Raw genomic sequence first — 23160 nt, 5'->3', positions numbered from 1 at the left:
CGATGGCGCAATTCTACTCTGCAAAACGGCGCGTGACGACGCGCCAGATCATAACCGTTACCGTCAATGACCTCGATTCTTTTGGTCAGGGCGTTGCGCGACACAACGGAAAAACGTTGTTTATCCCCGGATTGTTGCCGCAGGAAAGTGCGGACGTGGCGATCACTGAAGATAAAAAACAGTACGCGAAAGCTCAGGTTAAGCGCCGTTTGAATGATAGCCCGGATCGCGTCACGCCGCGCTGTCCGCACTTTGGCATTTGCGGCGGCTGTCAGCAACAGCACGCGAGTATCGAACTGCAGCAGCGCAGTAAAAGCGCCGCGCTGTCACGCCTGATGAATAACGATGTCACCGAGGTGATCGCCGATGCGCCGTGGGGCTATCGCCGTCGCGCACGTTTAAGTCTCAACTTCCAACCCAAGACCCAGCAGTTCCAGATGGGGTTTCGCAAGTCAGCGTCCAGTGACATCGTTGATGTCAGACAGTGCCCCATTCTGGTGCCCCAACTTGAAGCATTGCTGCCCGATCTCAGGGCATGCCTTGGCAGCCTGCAGGGAATTCGTCATCTGGGACATGTTGAACTGGTGCAGGCAGGCAGCGGTACGCTGATGATTCTGCGCCATACCGCGCCGTTAAGTCGCGCGGATAACGAAAAACTGGAACGCTTTTCGCATTCAAAGGGACTGTCTCTGTATCTGGCACCGCAAAGCGAGATACTGGAAACGGTTTCTGGTCAGACGCCCTGGTATGAATCAAACGGGCTACGCTTAAACTTCAGTCCGCGTGATTTTATTCAGGTCAATGCAGGGGTGAACCAGAAAATGGTGGCCAGCGCGCTGGAATGGCTGGACGTACAGCCTGGCGATCGCGTGCTGGATCTCTTCTGCGGGATGGGCAATTTCACACTCCCGTTGGCAACCCGGGCGGCAAGCGTTGTCGGGGTGGAAGGCGTGCCTGCGCTGGTGGAAAAAGGGCGCGAAAATGCACAACAAAATGGATTACACAATGTGACATTCTTTCATGAAAATCTTGAAGAGGATGTTACCCGACAGCCGTGGGCCAAAAACGGTTTTGATAAAATCTTGCTCGACCCTGCGCGCGCAGGGGCTGCGGGCGTGATGCAACATATTATAAAATTGCAGCCTGGCCGCGTTGTTTATGTATCCTGTAATCCTGCCACGCTGGCGCGGGATAGTGAGGCGTTATTACGCGCAGGATATCAAATACAACGGCTGGCGATGCTTGACATGTTCCCCCACACGGGACACCTGGAATCGATGGTATTGTTTGAGCATTCATAATGAATCACGACTTGTCGACTTCGACAGGTCACGTCCCTTAAGGAGAGGACAATGGTTGCGGTAAGAAGTGCGCATCTAAACAAAGCTGGGGAATTTGACCCGAAAAAGTGGATCGAAAGTCTTGGGATCACCAGCCAGCAGTCATGTGAACGCTTAGCCGAAACCTGGGCGTATTGCCTGCAACAGACACAGGGGCATCCGGATGCGGAACTGCTGCTGTGGCGTGGCGTGGAGATGGTGGAAATCCTCTCGACACTAAGTATGGATATCGACACGCTGCGGGCAGCGCTGCTGTTCCCTCTGGCAGATGCCAATGTCGTTAGCGAAGATACCCTGCAGGAAAGCGTAGGTAAGTCTATCGTCAATCTGATTCATGGCGTGCGTGACATGGCGGCCATTCGCCAGTTGAAAGCGACCCATACCGATTCCGTCTCCTCCGAGCAGGTCGACAACGTGCGGCGCATGCTGCTGGCGATGGTCGACGATTTCCGCTGCGTGGTCATCAAACTTGCTGAACGAATCGCCCATCTGCGCGAGGTGAAAGACGCACCGGAAGATGAGCGCGTGTTGGCGGCAAAAGAGTGCACTAACATCTATGCGCCGCTGGCGAACCGATTAGGTATCGGTCAGCTGAAATGGGAGCTGGAAGATTATTGCTTCCGCTATCTGCATCCTGCCGAGTACAAACGCATTGCCAAACTGCTGCATGAACGGCGTATCGATCGTGAGCACTACATTGAAGAGTTCGTGAGTCATTTGCGCTCAGAGATGAAAACGGAAGGCGTAAAGGCGGAAGTGTATGGACGCCCGAAACACATCTACAGCATCTGGCGAAAAATGCAGAAAAAGCATCTGGCATTTGATGAGCTGTTTGACGTGCGCGCCGTGCGTATCGTCGCCGAGCGCTTGCAGGACTGCTACGCCGCGCTGGGCATTGTCCACACGCACTATCGCCATCTGCCGGATGAGTTTGACGACTATGTCGCCAACCCGAAACCGAATGGCTATCAGTCGATTCACACCGTGGTGTTGGGGCCCGGCGGCAAAACGGTAGAGATCCAGATTCGTACTAAACAAATGCACGAGGACGCTGAGCTGGGCGTCGCCGCGCACTGGAAGTATAAAGAAGGCGCAGCCGCAGGCGGGGCGCGTTCCGGCCATGAGGACCGCATTGCCTGGCTGCGTAAGCTGATCGCCTGGCAGGAAGAGATGGCGGACTCTGGCGAAATGCTCGACGAAGTGCGCAGTCAGGTGTTTGACGATCGGGTCTACGTCTTTACACCGAAAGGCGATGTTGTGGATCTGCCCGCGGGCTCTACGCCGCTCGACTTTGCGTATCACATTCATAGTGATGTGGGGCACCGTTGTATTGGGGCGAAAATCGGTGGGCGCATCGTGCCGTTTACCTATCAGTTGCAGATGGGCGATCAGATCGAAATCATCACCCAGAAACAGCCGAACCCGAGCCGCGACTGGCTGAATCCGAATCTGGGCTATGTGACGACCAGCCGTGGGCGCTCGAAAATCCACGCCTGGTTCCGTAAACAGGACCGCGATAAGAACATCCTTGCCGGACGGCAGATTCTGGATGACGAGCTGTCGCATTTAGGGATCAGCCTGAAAGAAGCGGAAAAGCATCTGCTGCCGCGCTACAACTTCAACGAGCTGGAGGAACTGCTGGCGGCGATTGGCGGGGGCGATATCCGTCTGAACCAGATGGTGAACTTCCTGCAATCGCAGTTCAACAAACCGAGCGCCGCCGAAGAAGACGCCGCCGCGCTGAAACAGCTTCAGCAGAAAACGCATGCGCCGCAGAACCGGCGTAAAGACGATGGGCGTGTTGTTGTGGAAGGCGTAGGTAATTTGATGCATCACATTGCCCGTTGCTGCCAGCCGATTCCAGGCGATGAGATTGTTGGGTTTATTACCCAGGGCCGCGGGATTTCCGTCCATCGGGCGGACTGTGAGCAACTGGTCGAACTGCGTGCGCATGCGCCGGAACGCCTTGTGGACGCCGTGTGGGGTGAAAGCTATTCGGCGGGATACTCGCTGGTAGTGCGCGTACAGGCCAACGATCGCAGCGGTTTATTGCGTGATATCACGACGATTCTGGCGAACGAGAAGGTCAATGTGCTCGGCGTTGCCAGTCGTAGCGATACCAAACAACAGCTTGCTACTATCGATATGACAATTGAAATCTACAACCTGCAGGTGCTGGGACGCGTGCTCAGCAAGCTGAATCAGGTACCTGATGTGATTGACGCGCGTCGTTTGCACGGCAATTAATTTTTCTTTCCAGGCCCGGTGGCGCCTCGCTTATCGGGCCTGTGTTTTCAGGATGTTCCAATGACCCAAATTGACCGCCTGCTTGGCATCATGCAACGCCTGCGCGACCCGAAAACCGGCTGTCCGTGGGATAACGAACAGACTTTCGTCACGCTCGCCCCTTACACCCTTGAAGAAACCTACGAAGTGCTCGACGCGATTTCCCGTGAGGATTTTGACGATCTGCGCGGTGAGCTGGGCGATCTACTGTTTCAGGTCGTGTTTTACGCACAAATAGCCCAGGAAGAAGGGCGCTTTGATTTCAATGATATTTGTGCCGCCATCAGTGACAAACTCGAGCGTCGCCACCCGCATGTTTTTGCGGATGCCCAGGTCAACAACAGCACTGAAGTGCTGGCCCGCTGGGAACAAATCAAAACCGGCGAACGAGCGCAAAAAGCGCAGCATTCTGCCCTCGATGATATTCCGCGCAGTTTACCAGCGCTAATGCGGGCGCAGAAAATCCAGAAGCGCTGTTCGAATGTCGGTTTTGACTGGACGACGCTGGGACCAGTGGTCGATAAGGTGTATGAAGAGATCGACGAGGTCATGCACGAGGCCCGGCAGGTCGTTGTCGACCAGGCTAAACTGGAAGAGGAAATGGGCGATTTGCTGTTTGCCACCGTCAATATGGCCCGTCATTTAGGCACCAAAGCGGAGACCGCTCTGCAAAAAGCCAACGAAAAGTTCGAGCGGCGTTTTCGTGAGGTCGAACGGATTGTGGCGGCGCGCGGCCTGGAAATGACCGGTGTTGACCTGGAAACGATGGAAGAAGTCTGGCAACAGGTAAAACGGCAGGAAATTGATCTCTAAGGGAATTGCGCGGTCAAGGGCGTTTTGTGTGATTTTTTAAATAACAAGCGCTTGATTTGCGTCAAAAACATTTACTTCAAAGAGGCTATTTTCTCTTCCCGTTATGTTGATGAGACACCGTGTATACTGCTTCTTCGAGTTATTCGAGTCGCAACACGGCGGCGACTGAAAGAATCCCCAGAAACATAGAAATGCTATGTGACTGGGGTGAGTGAAGGAAGCCAACACCGGTGCGGCTTGAAGAACGAAGGAGAGGGGATAATGAAAGTTTGTGGCGTACGTCATGTTCGGGTATACTACTTTCCCGTCCTGGTTATTCCATCGTTTCACCCTAACTTCTCAGGTTCAGCATGACAACGAACTATATTTTTGTGACCGGCGGGGTCGTATCCTCTCTGGGTAAAGGCATTGCCGCAGCCTCCCTCGCAGCCATTCTTGAAGCCCGTGGCCTCAACGTGACCATCATGAAACTGGATCCGTATATCAACGTCGATCCTGGCACCATGAGCCCAATCCAACACGGGGAAGTGTTCGTTACTGAAGACGGCGCTGAAACCGACCTGGACCTGGGTCACTACGAGCGTTTCATTCGCACCAAAATGAGCCGCCGCAACAACTTCACCACGGGTCGTATTTACTCTGACGTTCTGCGCAAAGAGCGCCGTGGCGACTATCTGGGCGCGACCGTACAGGTTATCCCGCACATCACCAATGCCATTAAAGAACGCGTGCTGGAAGGCGGCGAAGGCCATGACGTTGTGCTGGTCGAAATCGGCGGTACCGTTGGTGATATCGAATCTCTGCCGTTCCTTGAAGCGATTCGCCAGATGGCCGTTGAAATTGGCCGTGAACACACACTGTTTATGCATCTGACGCTGGTTCCGTACATGGCAGCGGCAGGTGAAGTGAAAACAAAACCGACGCAGCACTCTGTAAAAGAGCTGCTCTCTATCGGTATCCAGCCAGATATCCTGATTTGCCGCTCTGACCGCGCTGTCCCGGCTAACGAACGTGCGAAAATTGCATTGTTCTGTAACGTTCCGGAAAAAGCGGTGATTTCTCTGAAAGATGTCGATTCCATCTATAAAATTCCAGGCATGTTGAAATCACAGGGCCTGGACGATTATATTTGTAAACGATTCAGCTTAGAGTGTCCGGAAGCTAACCTGGCCGAATGGGAACAGGTAATTTACGAAGAAGCGAACCCGGCAGGCGAAGTCACGATTGGGATGGTCGGCAAGTACATTGAACTGCCGGATGCCTATAAATCCGTGATTGAAGCGCTGAAACACGGCGGTCTGAAAAATCGCGTGACCGTCAACATCAAGCTGATTGATTCGCAGGATGTTGAAACGCGCGGTGTCGAAATCCTGAAAGATTTGGACGCTATCCTGATCCCTGGCGGCTTCGGCTACCGTGGTGTAGAAGGCAAGATCGCGACTGCACGCTATGCGCGTGAGAACAATATTCCTTATCTGGGCATTTGCCTGGGTATGCAGGTTGCGTTGATTGAGTTTGCGCGTAATGTCGCCGGTATGGACAACGCCAACTCGACGGAATTTGTGCCAGACTGTAAGTACCCGGTTGTGGCGCTGATTACCGAATGGCGTGACGAAGACGGTAACGTTGAAGTCCGTACCGAGAAGAGCGATCTGGGTGGCACCATGCGTCTTGGCGCGCAGCAGTGTCAGCTTGGCGACGATAGTCTGGTCCGTCAGTTGTACGGCACGCCGACTATTGTTGAGCGTCATCGCCATCGTTACGAAGTCAACAATATGCTGTTGAAACAGATTGAAGCTGCGGGTCTGCGTGTTGCAGGCCGTTCCGGTGATGATCAGTTGGTCGAGATCATTGAGGTACCGAATCATCCGTGGTTCGTGGCCTGTCAGTTCCATCCGGAATTTACTTCCACGCCACGTGATGGACATCCGCTGTTTGCTGGCTTTGTGAAAGCCGCCAGCGAGCATCAGAAGCGTCAGGCGAAGTAAGAAGTAAAAAAAGTTAGAACGGCAACGCGTACCAAAGGTACGCGTTGTTTGTCTGGAGTTTTAGTTTAACTTGTACTGAGGAAAACCTAATGTCCAAAATCGTTAAAGTCATCGGTCGTGAAATCATCGACTCCCGTGGTAACCCGACTGTTGAAGCCGAAGTACACCTGGAAGGTGGTTTCGTCGGTATGGCAGCAGCTCCGTCAGGTGCTTCTACAGGCTCCCGCGAAGCGCTGGAACTGCGCGATGGCGACAAAGCCCGCTTCATGGGTAAAGGCGTACTGAAAGCTGTTGGCGCGGTTAACGGCCCGATCGCTCAGGCTATCCTTGGCAAAGATGCCAAAGATCAGGCTGGCATCGACAAGATCATGATCGATCTGGACGGTACTGAAAACAAATCCAACTTCGGCGCGAACGCCATCCTGGCTGTGTCTCTGGCTAACGCCAAAGCTGCTGCTGCTGCTAAAGGCATGCCGCTGTACGAGCACATCGCTGAGCTGAATGGTACTCCGGGCAAATACTCCATGCCGGTTCCGATGATGAACATCATCAACGGTGGTGAGCACGCTGACAACAACGTCGACATCCAGGAATTCATGATTCAGCCAGTTGGCGCGAAAACCCTGAAAGAAGCCGTACGTATGGGTTCTGAAGTGTTCCACAACCTGGCTAAAGTGCTGAAAGCGAAAGGCATGAACACTGCTGTGGGTGACGAAGGTGGCTATGCGCCGAACCTGGGCTCCAACGCTGAAGCGCTGGCTGTCATTGCTGAAGCGGTTAAAGCTGCTGGCTACGAGCTGGGCAAAGACATCACTCTGGCGATGGACTGCGCAGCATCTGAATTCTACAAAGACGGTAAATACGTTCTGGCTGGCGAAGGCAACAAAGCGTTCACCTCTGAAGAATTCACTCACTTCCTGGAAGACCTGACCAAACAGTATCCGATCGTTTCTATCGAAGACGGTCTGGACGAGTCTGACTGGGATGGTTTTGCATACCAGACCAAAGTACTGGGCGACAAAATCCAGCTGGTTGGTGACGACCTGTTCGTAACCAACACCAAGATCCTGAAAGAAGGTATCGAAAAAGGCATCGTTAACTCCATCCTGATCAAATTCAACCAGATCGGTTCTCTGACCGAAACGCTGGCTGCAATCAAGATGGCGAAAGACGCTGGCTACACAGCTGTGATCTCTCACCGTTCCGGTGAAACTGAAGATGCTACCATCGCTGACCTGGCTGTGGGTACTGCTGCAGGCCAGATCAAAACGGGTTCTATGAGCCGTTCTGACCGCGTTGCTAAATACAACCAGCTGATTCGTATCGAAGAAGCGCTGGGTGAAAAAGCACCGTACAACGGTCGTAAAGAGATCAAAGGTCAGTAATTTATTACTGTCGCTTTACACTCTAAGAAACCCGCTTCGGCGGGTTTTTTTATGTCTGTAATTTATTCTTGATTGAATATTTTAATAAACGATTTGATCTTTGTCACTTTGCTATTATTTTACGAAGAGTAATTTAAAGGTGTGATTATTGCTTGTATATATTTTTTATATTTATCATCAACAAATGATGGAAATATTGAATGGATAATGAATTGGAAGAGATGCTGGCGAAAGCGGGCATGAAAAGGAAAGATGCTACTATCCTGATGAAACAGGCGAAAGTAAAAAATATCAGCTTAAGTCGGGCATTTTTTCTTTATGCCTGGACATATTACGCCTGGAGTATAGCCTTACTATTGTCAGTAATTTTCGCATCACTTTCTGAGGGAATAGAGTTCTTTATAGTAAACGTTCTCTTTTGTATCGCTGTAACTTTCATTTCACTCTTCTATACACCGTTTGTCATAAATTTACTTTGGAGTATTAAGATTCAATATAAGTTGCTCGGTAAATAACAGGAGGTTATTTTGAGTAGTTATGGATTAATGAATTTGAAACGTGAAAAAGAAAGGATTGACCGGCTTGTCTATGATATCGGCTTTCAATATATTCATGATTCAGCTATACGTACAAAATATATGATAGAGGAACGTAGATTTACATCAGGTTGCCTTGATGAATATCGATACGGGAAATTGGATTTCGGTAGAACAATGGATAGACTACGTGAATATCATAATTCTTTAATTAAGTATCATATGAACTTGAGAATGGGGAGTGTTAAATTATATGTAATAGCTGAGCGTGAAAGAGAAAGGCATTCTACTCTTACTATAGCATTAAAACAAATCGGATTTGTTAGTGGGGCAATGCAAACAATCGGTGGTTTTGGTTTATGTAAAGCAAGCCTTGGTGCTGCCTGTAAAAGTTATGGGATTCCTTTAATGATGCAGGGAAGCGAGAATGTTTGGGAAAATGGTTATTATTTATTATATCATGATGACCCTAAGAAAATGCCTTTGCGGTATGCCTACCGTCAGGCAGCAAAGCTATTGGGTGGGGATGATAAGGTTGGTGATATTGCTTTTTCAACGGGAGATCTTGTTCTTTCTTTAGGCTCGGTTTCAACGCTGACGCTGAGGACAGATTCGTGGAAATTATTCCGCTATATACAGGAAGACTATATTCGGAACTGGACAACCCTTGGAGCTGTTGGGGGGGCTAATGAGTTAACCGGTGATGCAGCTAGTGGATTCACTATTTATCAACTTCTTGGTGGAGAAAGCACTAACTGGTCAGATTTGAGGGAATAAAGCCATGTTCTTCAAAATATATGATCAAAATGATAAGGCTTTAACTGAGAGTATTAGACTTGCGGGTTTAAGTGAGTATAAAACACAGAAACTTATCCGCGTTGCTAATGAAAATAAGATAAGCTTACAAAAGGCTTATTTATTAACTGATGCAAGTGTCATTAAAGTTGATATTATCTTGCTTTTTGTTATGTCATTTTTTATCTTTTCAATTGCACAAAAAGATTTCAATGAGTTATGGGCGTTTTTTTTAATATTTGGGTTGTTATTTTTTGTTATCGAGTTAACCTGTCGGCTTCATAAAAATTACTTTAAGATTTGGAAAGTTTATATCAAATTACGAGGGCTTTAAATGATTGTCTGGTGTTACTTTAATGAGACACTGGATAGTATTTTTGTATGTTCTAATTATTTTAATTGATGGTTGTTATGAATAACGACATAAAGACAATACTCGTGAATGCTGGGATGAAAGAAAAAAACATTCGTTTCTTGCTTAAGTTAGCGAGAAAGAAAAACATCAGCGTAAGCCGCGCTTTTTTTCTCCATGCCTGGAAGTACTATGCATGGGGTGGCGCGTTATTTTTCTCCATGCTTTTTCCTGCAACAATGGGAGGGGTTGAGCTATTTATAGTGTTTATACTTTGCTGCCTCCTCTTAGCCTTGATGTCAGTCTTTTTTAACCCTTTCTTTATCAATCTGGTTTGGAGCATCAAGTTACAGATTAAGCTAATGGGTAAGCGGTAGAGGAATTAAGCTCGATATATGTTTTGCGGCAAACAGGTAAATCTTACCTTACACAAGCGCAGTGCATGACCGTTTCCGGAATCTGTGAAAATTATTGCTTATCTTCATACTGAGAACGCCAACAGGATACATTCAGGAGATGTTCCAGCCTCTGCAAGAAGAGGGGATTTTACCGGCGTCCCCACCATGATTATTTGTAAGCCTGTTCTTTAATTCTTAACGTAAAAAACCGCTTCGGCGGGTTTTTTATGTCTTTAAAGCAGTAGCGGCAGGGTCGCGCTGGCTGTTTTCTGGCTTACATCGCTGTACTTTTCATCCAGTGCGATTAGCGATGTGGTGAGCAGTTCTATCAACAGCATCACACCCACCTTGGCGTTTAGCGCGCCGGCACTCAACGGACCTTCTGGTTTGGCTGCGACCAGTTGAATATCACTAAGCGATGCTAACGGGCTGCGCGGCGTATTACTCAGCGCCACTACGCGCACACCTTGTTTACGCGCTAGCTTTACAACATGCAGCAGATCGCGTGTGGAGCCTGAACTGGAAATTGCCACTACGAGCGTGTTTTTACTAAGCGTTGTGGCGTTCATGGCAGCACGGTGCATATCGCTGAACAATTGTGCGGGTTTACCCAGACGCAGGAGTTTGTAATGTAAATACTCCCCCAGAATGGCACTGGCTGCTACACCATAAATCTGCACTGACTGAGCCTGATGCAGTGCAAGCGCGGCGGCTTCCAGTAAGGTCCTGTCGAGTAATTTTGCTGTGTCCTGCAGCGCCTGGACGGATTCATTGACCACATTGTCAATCTCATCGCCGCTGTGCTCGACAGACTGTCCTTGTCGGAGATCGAGTGCCAGCGCCATTTTGAATTCGTTATAGCCCTTACACCCTAGCGTTCGACACAGACGTGTGACGCTAGCCTCGCTGGTGCCGCTTTCACGCGCCAGTTCGGTAATCGTCAGGTAGACCACTTTTGCCGGATCGCTGAGTACAAACTCGCCTAGCTTCTGTTGTGTTCGGCTGTATCCATCAACACTCTGCCGCAATCTCAGCAGCAGGTTTTCATTTTCAGACATGCAAAATCCTTAATGCGTTTATCTGTTGATAGTGTGGCGGAAAGCAGGGGAGAGATGCCAGACATTTTAAAAAAGTATGATCGGCTTCCTGGATTTTGATGATAATTTTCATTTATAAAAATTAATATGGTAAAAATTTTCATCAATAATCGAGGAGATGAAAAAATGATGCATATGTTTAGCGGCGCCTCATCCGGGGGATGGTTTGAAAAAGCGCAGCGGTTTGGCAAATCCTTCATGCTGCCGATTGCGGTATTGCCCGCAGCAGGGCTGTTGTTAGGGATTGGTGGCGCGTTGTCCAATCCAAACACATTGACGGCTTATCCGTTTTTAGATGTCGACTGGCTGCAGGCCATCTTCACGATCATGACCAGCGCAGGTTCCATTGTGTTTGCCAATCTGTCGGTACTCTTTGCGGTCGGTGTCGCCGTGGGGTTGGCGAAAACAGATAAAGGCACTGCCGGGCTTGCGGCATTGCTGGCTTTTCTGGTGATGAACGCCACCATCAACGCCTTATTAACGCTTAACGGAACGCTGGCGCAAGAGAACCCCGGTGCTGTTGGCCAGGGGATGACGCTTGGTATTCAGACGCTGGAAACGGGCGTGTTTGGTGGGGTGGTGATGGGTCTTGTCACCTGCGCGTTGCATAGCCGTTTCAATAAAGTCTCACTACCTCAGTTCCTCGGTTTTTTTAGCGGTTCGCGTTTTGTACCGATTATCAGCTCTCTTGCTGCGATTGTAGTGGGTGCGGTTATGACGGTGGTGTGGCCGCATTTCCAGAAACTCATTTTTGGACTGGGCGGTCTGGTGGATGCGACGGGCTATCTGGGGACGCTATTGTACGGCTTCATCCTGCGTATGCTTGGCCCACTGGGTTTACACCATATCTTTTATTTGCCGTTCTGGACGACGGCGCTGGGCGGCAGCGAAATCGTCAACGGCCAGTTGGTGGAAGGTACGCAGCGGATTTTCTTTGCCCAACTTGCCGATCCGAATACGCAGCAGTTCTATGCGGGTACCGCGCGCTTTATGTCCGGTCGCTTTATCACCATGATGTTTGGTCTGCTTGGCGCATGTCTGGCGATGTACCACACCGCAAAGCCGGAGAACAGAAAGGTTGTCGCCGGACTGCTTCTGTCGGCCGCCCTGACCTCTTTCCTGACGGGAATCACTGAACCTATTGAGTTCTCCTTCCTGTTTGTCGCGCCCATTCTATATGTCATTCACGCCTTCTTCGATGGTCTGGCGTTTATGATCGCCCATATTTTACATATCACGATTGGGCAAACCTTTTCAGGTGGACTTATCGATTTCCTCCTCTTCGGCGTGTTACAGGGAGAAGCTAAAACCAACTGGATGTATGTCCCCATGGTGGGAATACCGTGGTTCTTCCTCTACTACTTCACTTTCCGCTATTTGATCACCCGCTTTGGCTGGCTGACGCCAGGACGTGAGAACGCAACCCCGGTTGAATCCGGCTTGTCTCAAAGTGAACGCGCAGTGGCAGTCATCGCTGGGCTGGGAGGCAAAGAGAATTTGGAAGAGGTGGACTGTTGCGCCACGCGCTTACGCGTGACGGTGAAAGAGAGCAGCAAAGTAGATGAAGCGGCGCTGAAAGCGACCGGAGCCCGTGGCGTGATTATTCGTGGCAACGGTGTTCAGGTGATTTATGGCCCGCATGTCACCATCATTAAAAACGAAGTCGAAGAGATGTTATCGTCATGAAAACTGTACTGGATCCCCTGAAAGGTAAATTAATCGTCTCCTGTCAGGCGCTGGAAAATGAGCCTCTACACAGTCCGTTTATTATGTCTCGTATGGCGCTGGCGGCAGCACAAGGCGGTGCGGCAGGTATCCGTGCGAACAGCGTGGTGGACATTCGTGCTATCAAAGAGTGCGTCTCCCTGCCGGTGATTGGGATAATCAAACGCGATTACCCTGGCAGTGAGGTGTTTATCACGGCCACTCTCCAGGAAGTGGATGAGCTGATGACCGTTGAGCCGGAAATTATTGCTCTGGATGCCACTGCGCGGCCGCGCCCCGGTGGGCAGACGCTGGAAGAGTTGGTCACGCAGATCCGTGCTCGCTACCCGTCCGTACTACTGATGGCGGATATAGCCACCGTAGACGAGGCGGTGACAGCCGAGCGTCTGGGTTTTGACTGTGTGGGCACCACGCTTTACGGCTATACCGCAGAAACCGCCGGGCATGTGCTGGTGGAAAATGACTGCGGATTCTTACGTGAAGTGTTGGCTGCGGTCAGCGTTCCGGTCGTGGCGGAAGGGAACGTCGATACCCCGGAACGCGCCGCACGCTGCCTGGCATTAGGCGCTCACACCGTGGTGGTTGGCGGGGCAATCACTCGTCCGCAGCAGATAACGGCACGCTTTATCGCGGCGATCGCCTCGTAAAGCACCGATGGGGCATGATACTTTGGTGGGGATCTGCGATAATTATCGTTTATCCCCATATTGAGAGCGCTATGCAGTACCCGATTAACGAGATGTTCCAGACCCTGCAAGGTGAGGGTTACTTTACCGGCGTCCCCGCCATTTTTATTCGTTTACAGGGATGCCCGGTTGGCTGTGCCTGGTGCGATACCAAACACACCTGGGATAAGCTTGAGGATCGGGAAGTCTCCCTGTACAGCATCCTGGCGAAAACCAAAGAGAGTGATAAATGGGGCGCGGCAAGCAGTGAAGATCTGCTGGCGGTGATTGGCCGACAAGGCTACACCGCGCGTCATGTGGTGATCACCGGCGGTGAACCGTGTATTCATGACCTGATGCCCCTCACAGATTTGCTGGAAAAGAACGGTTTTAGCTGCCAGATAGAAACCAGCGGTACACACGAAGTGCGCTGCACGCCAAATACTTGGGTGACCGTGTCTCCGAAGGTGAACATGCGCGGTGGTTATGACGTTCTGTCTCAGGCGCTGGAACGCGCGAATGAGATTAAACATCCGGTCGGGCGCGTGCGTGACATTGAAGCGCTGGACGAACTGCTCGCCACGCTGAGCGACGACAAACCGCGGGTGATTGCGCTGCAACCTATCAGCCAGAAAGAGGATGCCACACGCCTGTGCATTGATACCTGTATCGCGCGCAACTGGCGCCTGTCGATGCAGACGCACAAGTATCTGAATATTGCCTGATAAAAAGCCGGATACATAATCCGGCTTTTTTGACCTTAAGCGTTTGACCAGCTTTGTATTGCGTCCACCTTACTTAAATCGCCGTGGAACACTTCATACGATTTTTTCAGAATCGGATCGGTATGTTTTGTTAATTCCCGGAAGATCCCTTTGTTCATGGCTTCATAGCGTGCTGCATGTTCAGGAATCGGGATAAACACATCTTTCACCCGTACCATATTCTCAACCGCTTTCTGATAGGACGGATAAAGACCAAGCCCCACCGCCGTGTTAATGGCTGCTCCCAGGCTGGCACAGCCGTTAATGACGTTTCGGCGGGCAGGAAGGTTGAACACATCAGCAAAGATCTGCATAAACAGATCGCTGTTTGAACCGCCACCGGTGATGATCACATGTTTAGCAAAGTGGTTCATTTCATTGCACATATTGTCGTAGTTGTTTTTAAGCGTCAGCGCAATGCTCTCCAGAATAGATCGGTAAATCCACGCGTAATCCATACTGGAATCAAAGCCAATCATGATCCCGCGTTTGTACGGTTCCCAGGGATTAGTCAGCCAGTCCAGCACGGTCATCAGGCCATTACAGCCTGGCGGCACGCATGCGGCTTTCTTATTCAACAGGTCCTCAGGTGAGAGCCCCTGATTTTTAGCATCCTGGATTAATGATTCACCTAACATGTCGCGCAACCAACTGACCGTCCACATCCCCTTGCGGATGCCATAACCTTCATAGAGCAGGGTTTCCGGAATGGAAGACATAATCGGCCAATAGGCGGACGGATCGTTGGGAAGCGCCTTGCCATTCATCATGAGGGCAATATAGGTACCCAACGAAATCACTGCCGTTTCATCGTCCAGTAAACCTGCGCCAAGGGCTTCGACTGGTTTATCGCTGGTCGTACAGATGACGGGCAATCCAGCCGGAAATCCTGTCACCTGTGCGGCATCGGTTTTCAGATGACCAAGCAGAGTGCCTGGCATCTGGAAATCAAATAGCATTTTGCGCGGAATATTGAATTTCTTAATCACTTCATCATCATCACTCCATGACCAGGTGGTGTAATCCACCGGCCATTGCCCAAAGTAGTTGGCAATATTGTCTTTAAACTCGCCAGTTAAGCGATGCGCCAGATAACCTGAAAATGAGGTGACGTAAGCGACATCCGGGTTGGTATGCTCATAGGGGCGCGTTACGCGTGCATCCTGCCAACTAATCAGCGGGGCTGCTGGCGTTCCATCGGCTTTGAGTAGGGCGCGACAGCAGCGTATGGACCCCAGACCAATTCCGACAATGTCTTTTTTGTCACCCGAGAATTGATTCATTAAGTCTTTGCCGGCAAGACATAAAGAGGTCCATAAATCATCATCCGGATGTTCCGCGGTATCAGCATCGGGGGTATACATCGGGTGCAAAACGCCTTTCCCTTCACAAACGACGTTTCCCTCCAGATCGTACATCACCACCTTGGTACTCTGGCTTCCCCCATCAATTCCAATGATGTATTTTTTCGACATTATCATGCTCCTTTCGTTTTCCGTTTTCACTCGCCGGAGATATCTGCGGTCAGTGATGTCATTTTTTCCGGTCTGGTATGGGTGGTTCGAATTTTACGAAACAGTAAGAAAGTAAAGAGGATTACCGTGCACAAGGCGGCCAGCCCCATCAACCACATATTGCGATAGGCCTCTGCTGCAGGAAGCGTATCCTGCCAGTGACCCACAATTGGATAGACAAAGACATCAGGAAGAAAACCAATAACCGAGCAGATGCCCACAGTGGTTCCCATGATGTAAGGCGGCGTTCTGGCTTCCCCTGGACAGGCCCAGTAAAGTCCACGTGAGGCATAGCAGGTGAATCCCAGTAATAGAATAAGACCGATCCCCATAACGACAGATTGCGGGTTTGAATTGGTTATCAGCAACGCTATCAGGGCGAGAGCGCCCACTATTGAGAGCAATTGGATCACGCGCGTCGGTGACTTTATTTTGCTGTAGGTGGTGATAATGCCACCCAAAGGCCCGCAGAAAGCACGGAAAATTTTGTTGATGACGATCCCCATATAGCTCGCAGCGACCAGTGACATGCCATACATTTCAGTCAGATAATTTGTGGAATAACTGAGGATGGCATAGATAGTAAAAACGCCAAAAATGACCATACTGCAGTACCAGGTTGTACTGATTCGCAGAACCGTCAGAATATCGCTGAACTCGAACGCCTTTTTTTCTTCTTTTACGCTGTCAATGTGCTGGGGACCGTCGCTGACAAAGAACCAGCACAGAATCCCTAACAGGATATAAACCACGCTGTAAATCAGGATCACGGCTTTCAGGCTGTTGCTGTCATCTGGCGCAAAACGGGAGAAGACCCACATGGTAAAGACTGCCAGAGACATGACGCCAACCCCTCGCAGCCCTTCCATCCAGCCCATAATTTTCCCTTGTTCACTGTGATCTCCCAGCAATGACGCGGCTTTGATCGAGACTGACCACAGCATCAAAATTGTGGTGACGGCAAAGGCGACCTGGATAAAGAGCATGACCCACAATGGCGGGTACGTCATCATCACTAAACCGAGCAATCCAGTAATAATCATTGCGGAGGTAATCATTTTACGATGAGAGAATTTATCAGCAATGACGCCGCTGGGGGCATATAGGATAATAGCGGCAATACCAAATGTACTCATTATTAATCCAATCTCGGTATTGCTAAATCCCATGAATTTTGCCATGGGAATTTGATATATATAGCGTAAATAAGCCAGGTCAAAACTGACGCCGCCGCTAAAACTAATAATAGCGAGCGTTATCCAACGGCGATATGAGTTATGTTGCATATCGAATTCCCATTTTGCGTAGACAAAAAAAAGAGAAAAGTAAACCGCCTTTGCAGGAGGATTACTTTTCTCAGGTCTCTAGTAATTACAATTAGGAATAGCACGGAAGGGAGGGATATAGTGTGAGAATAATCACGGTTCTTGTTTTTAACCATAATAACAAAATGAAAGAGGCTTCTGTGAGAATGATCACATTAGGTATTTTGTCACTGTGCTAAAAATTCATTCCAGTTACCAGAGATAATGAGAAAGGTAACTTCCCTCACGCGGGGGAAGTTACCTTTCTTTTTTTTTGCCTTAAGAAATTTGGAGCTTACTTATGTCGATCGAATCACTCAACGCATTTTCAATGGATTTTTTCTCTCTGAAAGGAAAAACGGCGATTGTAACGGGCGGGAACAGCGGTTTGGGTCAGGCTTTCGCAATGGCACTGGCGAAAGCTGGCGCGAACCTGTTCATACCAAGCTTTGTAAAAGATAGCGGTGAAACGAAGGAAATAATTGAAAAACAAGGTGTTGAAGTGGAGTTTATGCAGGTGGATATTACCGAAAAAGGAGCACCTCAGAAGATTATCGCCGCCTGCTGCGAGCGTTTTGGTACCGTTGATATTTTGGTAAACAATGCGGGAATTTGTAAGCTGAATAAGGTCCTGGATTTTGGTCGTGCCGATTGGGATCCCATGATTGATGTTAACCTGACGGCGGCGTTTGAGCTGAGTTATGAAGCCGCGAAAATTATGATTCCACAAAATAGCGGTAAAATTATTAACATTTGTTCTTTGTTCTCCTGGCTTGGTGGTCAGTGGTCTCCGGCTTATGCGGCAACCAAGCATGCCCTTGCTGGATTTACTAAAGCGTATTGCGATGAACTGGGTCAATATAATATTCAGGTTAACGGTATCGCACCTGGATATTATGCAACAGATATTACGTTAGCGACCCGGAGTAATCCTGAAACAAATCAGCGCGTACTGGATCATATCCCTGCCAATCGTTGGGGTGATACCCAGGACCTAATGGGGGCGGCGATTTTTCTTGCCAGTCAGGCTTCAAATTACGTTAACGGTCATTTACTTGTTGTCGATGGCGGTTATTTAGTTCGCTAATTTTGTCAGGTGGCTTCTGTTTTTATTAATTATTCCAAGTTAATTATCAGGAAGGTATGACTATGTCTTTATCTCGAGAAGCGATTGTTGACCAGTTAAAAGAAATTGTCGGGTCCGAACGCGTAATCACCGATGAAACCGTGTTAAAGAAAAACAGTATTGACCGTTTTCGTAAATATGCGGATATTCACGGTGTTTATACGCTACCCATTCCTGCTGCCGTGGTGAAGTTGGAGTCCACAGGAGACGTTTCCCGCGTTCTGGCGTTTATGAATCAACATAAAATCAACGGAGTACCTCGCACTGGTGCCTCGGCAACGGAAGGAGGGTTGGAAACCGTAGTTAAAAATTCCGTGGTGCTGGACGGTGCTGGCATGAACCAAATCTTGAGTATCGACATTGAGAACATGCAGGCGACGGCACAGTGCGGCGTTCCGCTTGAGATTCTGGAAAACGCGCTGCGTGAAAAGGGTTATACCACCGGGCATTCTCCACAGTCTAAACCGCTGGCACAGATGGGGGGACTGGTGGCGACCCGTAGTATCGGGCAGTTCTCTACACTGTATGGTGCCATTGAGGACATGGTGGTTGGTCTGGAAGCTGTGCTGGCGGATGGCACGGTAACCCGTATTAAGAACGTGCCGCGGCGGGCGGCTGGGCCGGATATCCGCCACATTATCATCGGTAATGAAGGTGCGTTGTGCTATATCACTGAAGTTACCGTGAAAATATTTAAGTTCACGCCGGAGAACAACCTTTACTACGGTTACATTCTGGATGACATGAAAACCGGTTTTAACATCCTGCGTGAAGTGATGGTCGAAGGTTATCGTCCCTCCATTGCGCGTCTGTACGACGCAGAGGATGGCACTCAACATTTTACCCATTTTGCCGACGGCAAATGCGTGCTGATCTTTATGGCTGAGGGGAATCCTCGAATGGCAAAGGCAACGGGTGAAGGTATAGCGGAGATTGTAGCGCGTTATCCGCAGTGTACTCGCGTGGACAGTAAGCTGATTGAGCACTGGTTTAATCATCTCAACTGGGGCCCGGAAAAAGTGGCGGCTGAACGTGTACAGATCTTAAAAACGGGCAATATGGGCTTTACGACTGAGGTTTCCGGCAGTTGGAGCTGTATCCATCAAATCTATGAAAATGTGATTAATCGTATCCGCGATGAGTTCCCGCATTCGGATGACATCACCATGCTGGGTGGTCACTCTTCCCACAGTTATATCAACGGTACCAATATGTACTTCGTTTATGACTACAACGTAGTGGACTGCAAGCCAGAAGAGGAGATTGATAAGTACCATAACCCCCTTAACAAGATCATCTGCGAGGAGACGATCCGTCTCGGTGGCTCAATGGTGCATCATCACGGCATTGGTAAGCACCGTGTCCACTGGAGCAAGCTGGAACATGGGAGCGCATGGGTGCTGCTGGAAGGTCTCAAACTCCAGTTTGATCCAAACGGCATCATGAACGCGGGGACGATCTACCCGATTGAGAAATAAAGAATAAACGGCTTCTCATTCGGGAAGCCGTTACTTTACCGGACAATGAAGGGGTAGATATGAACACTTCACCGGTGCGTATGGATGATTTACCGCTTAATGGTTTTCACTGCCGTATTGCTGCACTCACGTTTGGCGCCCATCTGACTGACGGATATGTACTGGGCGTCGTGGGTTACGCCATTATCCAGTTGACTCCTGCCATGCAGTTAACGCCGCTTATGGCCGGGATGATCGGTGGCTCGGCATTACTTGGGCTTTTTCTTGGCAGTCTGGTGTTGGGCTGGGTGTCTGATTACATCGGGCGGCAAAAGATATTTACCTTTAGTTTTGTCCTTATCACCATTGCCTCTTTTTTACAGTTTTTTGCGACGATGCCGGAGCAGCTCATCGTATTACGCATCCTGGTAGGCATTGGACTCGGGGGGGATTATTCCGTGGGGCATACCCTGCTGGCAGAGTTTTCTCCACGTCGCCATCGGGGGGTTTTGCTGGGCGCGTTCAGCGTGGTATGGACTATTGGTTACGTGCTGGCAAGTGTGATGGGGCATCATTTTATTTCTGACAGTCCGGAAGCCTGGCGTTGGCTGCTCGCCTCGGCGGCGCTGCCAGCGCTCTTGATTACACTGTTACGTTGGGGAACGCCGGAATCACCGCGTTGGCTGCTGCGCCAGGGGCGCTTTACTGAAGCTCATGCTGTGGTACATCGCTATTTTGGCCCACATGTGCTGCTCGGTGATGAGATAGCCGCCGCATCCAGCAAGCATATTAAGACCCTTTTTTGTGCCCGCTATTGGCGGCGAACCGTTTTTAACAGCGTATTTTTTGTCTGTCTGGTGATCCCGTGGTTTGTTATTTATACCTGGCTGCCGACCATTGCTGAGACCCTCGGTCTTGAAAATGCACTGACAGCCAGTTTGTTACTGAACATGCTATTAATTTTCGGCGCATTGCTGGGGCTTGTATTGACGCATTTACTGGCGCACCGACGGTTCCTTCTCGGGAGTTTTCTCCTGCTTGCCGTAACGCTTATTGTGATGGCTTTTTTACCGTCTGCTAGCCCGCTGACGCTGTTGCTGTTTGTGCTGTTCAGTACAGCCATATCGGCCGTCAGTAATCTGGTGGGGATCCTGCCGGCAGAGAGTTTCCCGACGGATATTCGATCTCTGGGGGTGGGATTTGCGACGGCTATGAGCCGCCTTGGTGCGGCAATCAGTACCGGACTGTTACCCTGGACGCTGGCTCAATGGGGAATGCAAGTCACGTTGCTGCTGCTGGCTGGCGTATTACTGACAGGGTTTGTCGTGACCTGGCTATGGGCGCCTGAAACGAAAGCATTACCGTTGGTGGCAGCGGGGAACGGGGACAAAAAACAGGGAGGTGTGAATGAACATTCTGTTCGCGTTTAAGTCAGAACCGGATCCCAGCATGCTGGCGGAAAAGGACTGGCAGGCTGCGACAAAAGAGACCTGCGGGCCGGATACGTCGTTGTTGCGTTGTTCTCCGGGGGCAGATGAGCAGGCGGCTGCCGCGTTGTTGTTAGCCCAACGCCATAAAGGGTGTGAGATGAAGTTGACAGCACTCAGTATTGGTGATGAACGTTCGCTACACTGGTTGCGCTATTTTATCGCGCTGGGTTTTGACCGGTCCGTGTTGTTAGAGACAAAAGGCGATTTGCGCTTTGCGCCGGAATTTATCGCCAGGCAGATTGCAGACTGGCAGCGTAAGCACAATGCTGACGTGATCGTGACAGGCTGCCAGAGTAGTGAAGGGCAGAACGGGCAGACACCGTTTCTGGTGGCTGAAATGCTGGCGTGGCCTTGCTTTACCATGGTTGAGCGTTTTACGTTTGAACCACCTTTTATTGTCCTTGAGCAGAGAACCGCGACTCGCGTTCGCCGATGTCGGGTACGGCTTCCTGCGGTGATTGCGGTCAGACAATGCGGTGAGGTTGCGCTCCCCGTACCGGGTATGCGTCAGCGTCTGGCGGCAGCAAAAGCCGAAATAATTCGTCAGACAATCTCTTGCGATGAAGTACCTGTCAGGGAGTGTCAGTTGTTGACGCGACCGGAACAATGCCGTCGCGCTACCCTTATTGACGGTGCAACGGCACAGGAAAAAGCAGGGATTTTGTGGCAAGACTACTTACGCCAAAGGATGAAACCATGAAGATAGTGATGGTGTCGGCGTCTGGCGAATGCGGCGCATTGACTGACTGGATCATTGAAAATGGACCAGGTTCGGCAGAACTAGAGCGTTGGATTATCGATCCGGTGCCGGATGTCGCAGATCAGGTACTGGATACACTGGAAGCCCAGTGGTTACTGACACCTGCCGATGTCCTGGTCTTTGCGGCCAGTCCACTTGGCGATGAGTTGGCAACACGACTGGCCTGGCGACTGGGGGGCGGCAGTATTTGTCAGGTGAGAACGCTGGATGCGCAACAAGGTCTGGTCACTAAATCCCACTGGGGCAATGCGTTAAACGCTACGTTGAAAATTGCCGCATCCCCGTTATGTTTATCACTGGCGCGACAGGCTGAAGAGCGCGTTTCGCATGATCCTCTGCCCACCATGATTGAACGCCAGCTTGAGCTTATGGCGCGTCCGGGCTGGCTGGAAACGGTGGAAACCATAGAAAAGGTCAGCACTCATCCTCTGTTACAGGCTCAATACGTGCTGGTTGTCGGTCAGGGAAACCGTGACGTGAACGAAAAGGCCATTTTCGCTCTGGCACAGTCGATGAAAGCCGAAGTAGGGTACAGCCGCGCGCGGGTGATGAATGGCGGGTATGACGCTGAACGTGTGATTGGGATCTCCGGGCATTTACTCTCACCGGATGTCTGTATTATCTCGGGGGCCTCTGGTGCGGCGGCGTTGATGGCCGGAGTTCGCCACAGCCAGTTTGTCGTGGCGATAAATAGTGATCCCAATGCCCCGGTTTTCTTCCAGGCTGATGTCGGCGTTGTCGATGACTGGCTACCGGTGCTGGAGGCGTTGGCAGCCTTCGCCGAAACCTAATTCAGCTTTTTGGCTAACGTCCAGACATCGGTGTTAGTGGTGGAAAGCGCCGCAACTCCTGCTTTCATCGCATTGCGGGCATCTTCTTCATCACATACCAGGCCACCGGCAATCAGCGGCTGGCGTATTTTTTCCGTTACCCATCCCAGCACTTTTGGCATGCACCCCGGCAGAATTTCAATACAGTCCGGGTTTGATTGTGCCACCTGTTTATCGATGCTATGAAAAGAGATGGAGTCAACGATAAACAGGCGATGGATGCAGAAAAAACCCTCCGCCCGTGCAGCTTTCAGCATTGCCGCTTTAGTACTGATGATTCCGTCCGCTTCGGTAACCAGTTTCAGAAACTGAATGACCACCTCTTTATTTGATGCCCCTTCCAGCAGGTCTACGTGGATAAATGCGTATTTCCCGGCGTTCTTAATTTTCTTCACGATGTTACTGATAGTACAGATGTTGCCGTACAGAACAGAAATGAACTGACATTCAGAATCGATGGCGAGTTGCAGACTGGCGTTGTCTTTTACGGCGGCAATTACTGGATTCTGTCGGAGCAGGTGTAACAGAGGCATAG

The 23160-nt window shown here is 50.2% G+C and carries 21 protein-coding genes; 17 read left to right on the top strand and 4 right to left on the bottom strand.

Annotation, left to right across the window (positions count from 1 at the left end; all coding sequences use genetic code 11):
* Nucleotides 1–2 precede the first annotated feature (2 nt).
* From rlmD to HVZ37_RS17750, 9 genes are all read left to right on the top strand, one after another.
* Nucleotides 3–1301, top strand: a complete 1299-nt coding sequence (gene rlmD, locus HVZ37_RS17790) for a 23S rRNA (uracil(1939)-C(5))-methyltransferase RlmD (protein ID WP_181627824.1) — start codon at nt 3–5, stop codon at nt 1299–1301.
* Nucleotides 1302–1352: 51 nt separating this feature from the next.
* Nucleotides 1353–3587 carry a GTP diphosphokinase gene (relA, locus tag HVZ37_RS17785; RefSeq protein ID WP_042999515.1) on the top strand — a complete coding sequence of 745 codons (2235 nt, stop codon included), beginning with the start codon at nt 1353–1355 and terminating at the stop codon, nt 3585–3587.
* Between the two features lie 60 nt (nt 3588–3647).
* The gene (gene mazG / locus HVZ37_RS17780; RefSeq protein WP_044264270.1) at nt 3648–4439 is read left to right on the top strand and encodes a nucleoside triphosphate pyrophosphohydrolase; all 792 of its coding nucleotides are present in this window, start codon (nt 3648–3650) and stop codon (nt 4437–4439) included.
* Nucleotides 4440–4789: 350 nt separating this feature from the next.
* Complete coding sequence (pyrG, locus tag HVZ37_RS17775; protein WP_042999517.1) at nt 4790–6427, top strand: CTP synthase (glutamine hydrolyzing); 1638 nt, start codon at nt 4790–4792, stop codon at nt 6425–6427.
* Between the two features lie 89 nt (nt 6428–6516).
* Entirely contained in the window at nt 6517–7812 is a 1296-nt protein-coding gene (gene eno / locus HVZ37_RS17770; RefSeq protein WP_042999518.1) for a phosphopyruvate hydratase, read from the top strand.
* Nucleotides 7813–8012: 200 nt separating this feature from the next.
* Entirely contained in the window at nt 8013–8327 is a 315-nt protein-coding gene (locus HVZ37_RS17765) for a hypothetical protein (protein WP_181627823.1), read from the top strand.
* A 12-nt stretch (nt 8328–8339) separates the two neighbouring features.
* On the top strand, nt 8340–9125 hold the full coding sequence (locus HVZ37_RS17760) for a DUF4225 domain-containing protein (protein WP_181627822.1): 786 nt from the start codon (nt 8340–8342) through the stop codon (nt 9123–9125).
* A gap of 4 nt (nt 9126–9129) precedes the next feature.
* Nucleotides 9130–9477 (top strand): hypothetical protein, encoded by a 348-nt coding sequence (locus HVZ37_RS17755; RefSeq protein ID WP_054176858.1) that lies wholly within the window; start codon nt 9130–9132, stop codon nt 9475–9477.
* A 116-nt stretch (nt 9478–9593) separates the two neighbouring features.
* Nucleotides 9594–9872: a hypothetical protein gene (locus HVZ37_RS17750; RefSeq protein WP_235507528.1), complete on the top strand. Its 279-nt coding sequence runs from the start codon at nt 9594–9596 to the stop codon at nt 9870–9872.
* Nucleotides 9873–10126: 254 nt separating this feature from the next.
* On the opposite strand, the gene HVZ37_RS17745 is transcribed toward HVZ37_RS17750, so the two are convergent.
* On the bottom strand, nt 10127–10951 hold the full coding sequence (locus tag HVZ37_RS17745) for a MurR/RpiR family transcriptional regulator (protein WP_044254266.1): 825 nt from the start codon (nt 10949–10951) through the stop codon (nt 10127–10129).
* Nucleotides 10952–11116: 165 nt separating this feature from the next.
* Between HVZ37_RS17745 and HVZ37_RS17740 the strand changes: the two genes are divergently transcribed.
* The 3 genes from HVZ37_RS17740 to queE all read left to right on the top strand — a co-directional run bounded on the left by HVZ37_RS17740 (nt 11117) and on the right by queE (nt 14105).
* Nucleotides 11117–12676 (top strand): maltose/glucose-specific PTS transporter subunit IIC, encoded by a 1560-nt coding sequence (locus tag HVZ37_RS17740; protein ID WP_181627821.1) that lies wholly within the window; start codon nt 11117–11119, stop codon nt 12674–12676.
* Nucleotides 12673–13362, top strand: coding sequence for an N-acetylmannosamine-6-phosphate 2-epimerase (locus HVZ37_RS17735; RefSeq protein ID WP_042999520.1), 690 nt, complete (start codon nt 12673–12675; stop codon nt 13360–13362). The genes HVZ37_RS17740 and HVZ37_RS17735 overlap by 4 nt, the downstream gene beginning before the upstream one ends.
* A 71-nt stretch (nt 13363–13433) precedes the next feature.
* The gene (gene queE / locus HVZ37_RS17730; protein ID WP_042999521.1) at nt 13434–14105 is read left to right on the top strand and encodes a 7-carboxy-7-deazaguanine synthase QueE; all 672 of its coding nucleotides are present in this window, start codon (nt 13434–13436) and stop codon (nt 14103–14105) included.
* Between the two features lie 35 nt (nt 14106–14140).
* On the opposite strand, the gene HVZ37_RS17725 is transcribed toward queE, so the two are convergent.
* Both HVZ37_RS17725 and HVZ37_RS17720 read right to left on the bottom strand, forming a co-directional pair.
* The gene (locus tag HVZ37_RS17725) at nt 14141–15619 is read right to left on the bottom strand and encodes an FGGY-family carbohydrate kinase (protein ID WP_181627820.1); all 1479 of its coding nucleotides are present in this window, start codon (nt 15617–15619) and stop codon (nt 14141–14143) included.
* A 26-nt stretch (nt 15620–15645) separates the two neighbouring features.
* Nucleotides 15646–16944, bottom strand: coding sequence for an MFS transporter (locus HVZ37_RS17720; protein ID WP_042999523.1), 1299 nt, complete (start codon nt 16942–16944; stop codon nt 15646–15648).
* Nucleotides 16945–17263: 319 nt separating this feature from the next.
* Between HVZ37_RS17720 and HVZ37_RS17715 the strand changes: the two genes are divergently transcribed.
* The 5 genes from HVZ37_RS17715 (at nt 17264) to HVZ37_RS17695 (ending at nt 22586) form a co-directional block, all read left to right on the top strand.
* On the top strand, nt 17264–18049 hold the full coding sequence (locus HVZ37_RS17715) for an SDR family oxidoreductase (protein WP_042999524.1): 786 nt from the start codon (nt 17264–17266) through the stop codon (nt 18047–18049).
* A 62-nt stretch (nt 18050–18111) separates the two neighbouring features.
* Nucleotides 18112–19566 carry an FAD-binding oxidoreductase gene (locus tag HVZ37_RS17710; RefSeq protein ID WP_181627819.1) on the top strand — a complete coding sequence of 485 codons (1455 nt, stop codon included), beginning with the start codon at nt 18112–18114 and terminating at the stop codon, nt 19564–19566.
* Nucleotides 19563–20975: an MFS transporter gene (locus HVZ37_RS17705; RefSeq protein ID WP_072044205.1), complete on the top strand. Its 1413-nt coding sequence runs from the start codon at nt 19563–19565 to the stop codon at nt 20973–20975. Before HVZ37_RS17710 ends, HVZ37_RS17705 begins: the two co-directional genes overlap by 4 nt.
* Nucleotides 20953–21735, top strand: coding sequence for an electron transfer flavoprotein subunit beta/FixA family protein (locus tag HVZ37_RS17700; protein ID WP_181627818.1), 783 nt, complete (start codon nt 20953–20955; stop codon nt 21733–21735). Before HVZ37_RS17705 ends, HVZ37_RS17700 begins: the two co-directional genes overlap by 23 nt.
* Entirely contained in the window at nt 21732–22586 is an 855-nt protein-coding gene (locus HVZ37_RS17695) for an electron transfer flavoprotein subunit alpha/FixB family protein (protein WP_054176865.1), read from the top strand. The genes HVZ37_RS17700 and HVZ37_RS17695 overlap by 4 nt, the downstream gene beginning before the upstream one ends.
* On the opposite strand, the gene HVZ37_RS17690 is transcribed toward HVZ37_RS17695, so the two are convergent.
* On the bottom strand, nt 22583–23158 hold the full coding sequence (locus HVZ37_RS17690) for a glycerol-3-phosphate responsive antiterminator (protein WP_042999529.1): 576 nt from the start codon (nt 23156–23158) through the stop codon (nt 22583–22585). The genes HVZ37_RS17695 and HVZ37_RS17690 overlap by 4 nt on opposite strands.
* Nucleotides 23159–23160 lie beyond the last annotated feature (2 nt).

The sequence above is a fragment of the Citrobacter sp. RHB35-C17 genome (assembly GCF_013816795.1).
Taxonomy (GTDB): domain Bacteria; phylum Pseudomonadota; class Gammaproteobacteria; order Enterobacterales; family Enterobacteriaceae; genus Citrobacter_A; species Citrobacter_A amalonaticus.
Note: the sequence above shows the minus strand (reverse complement) of the source record. Positions and strands in the feature narration are given on the sequence as shown.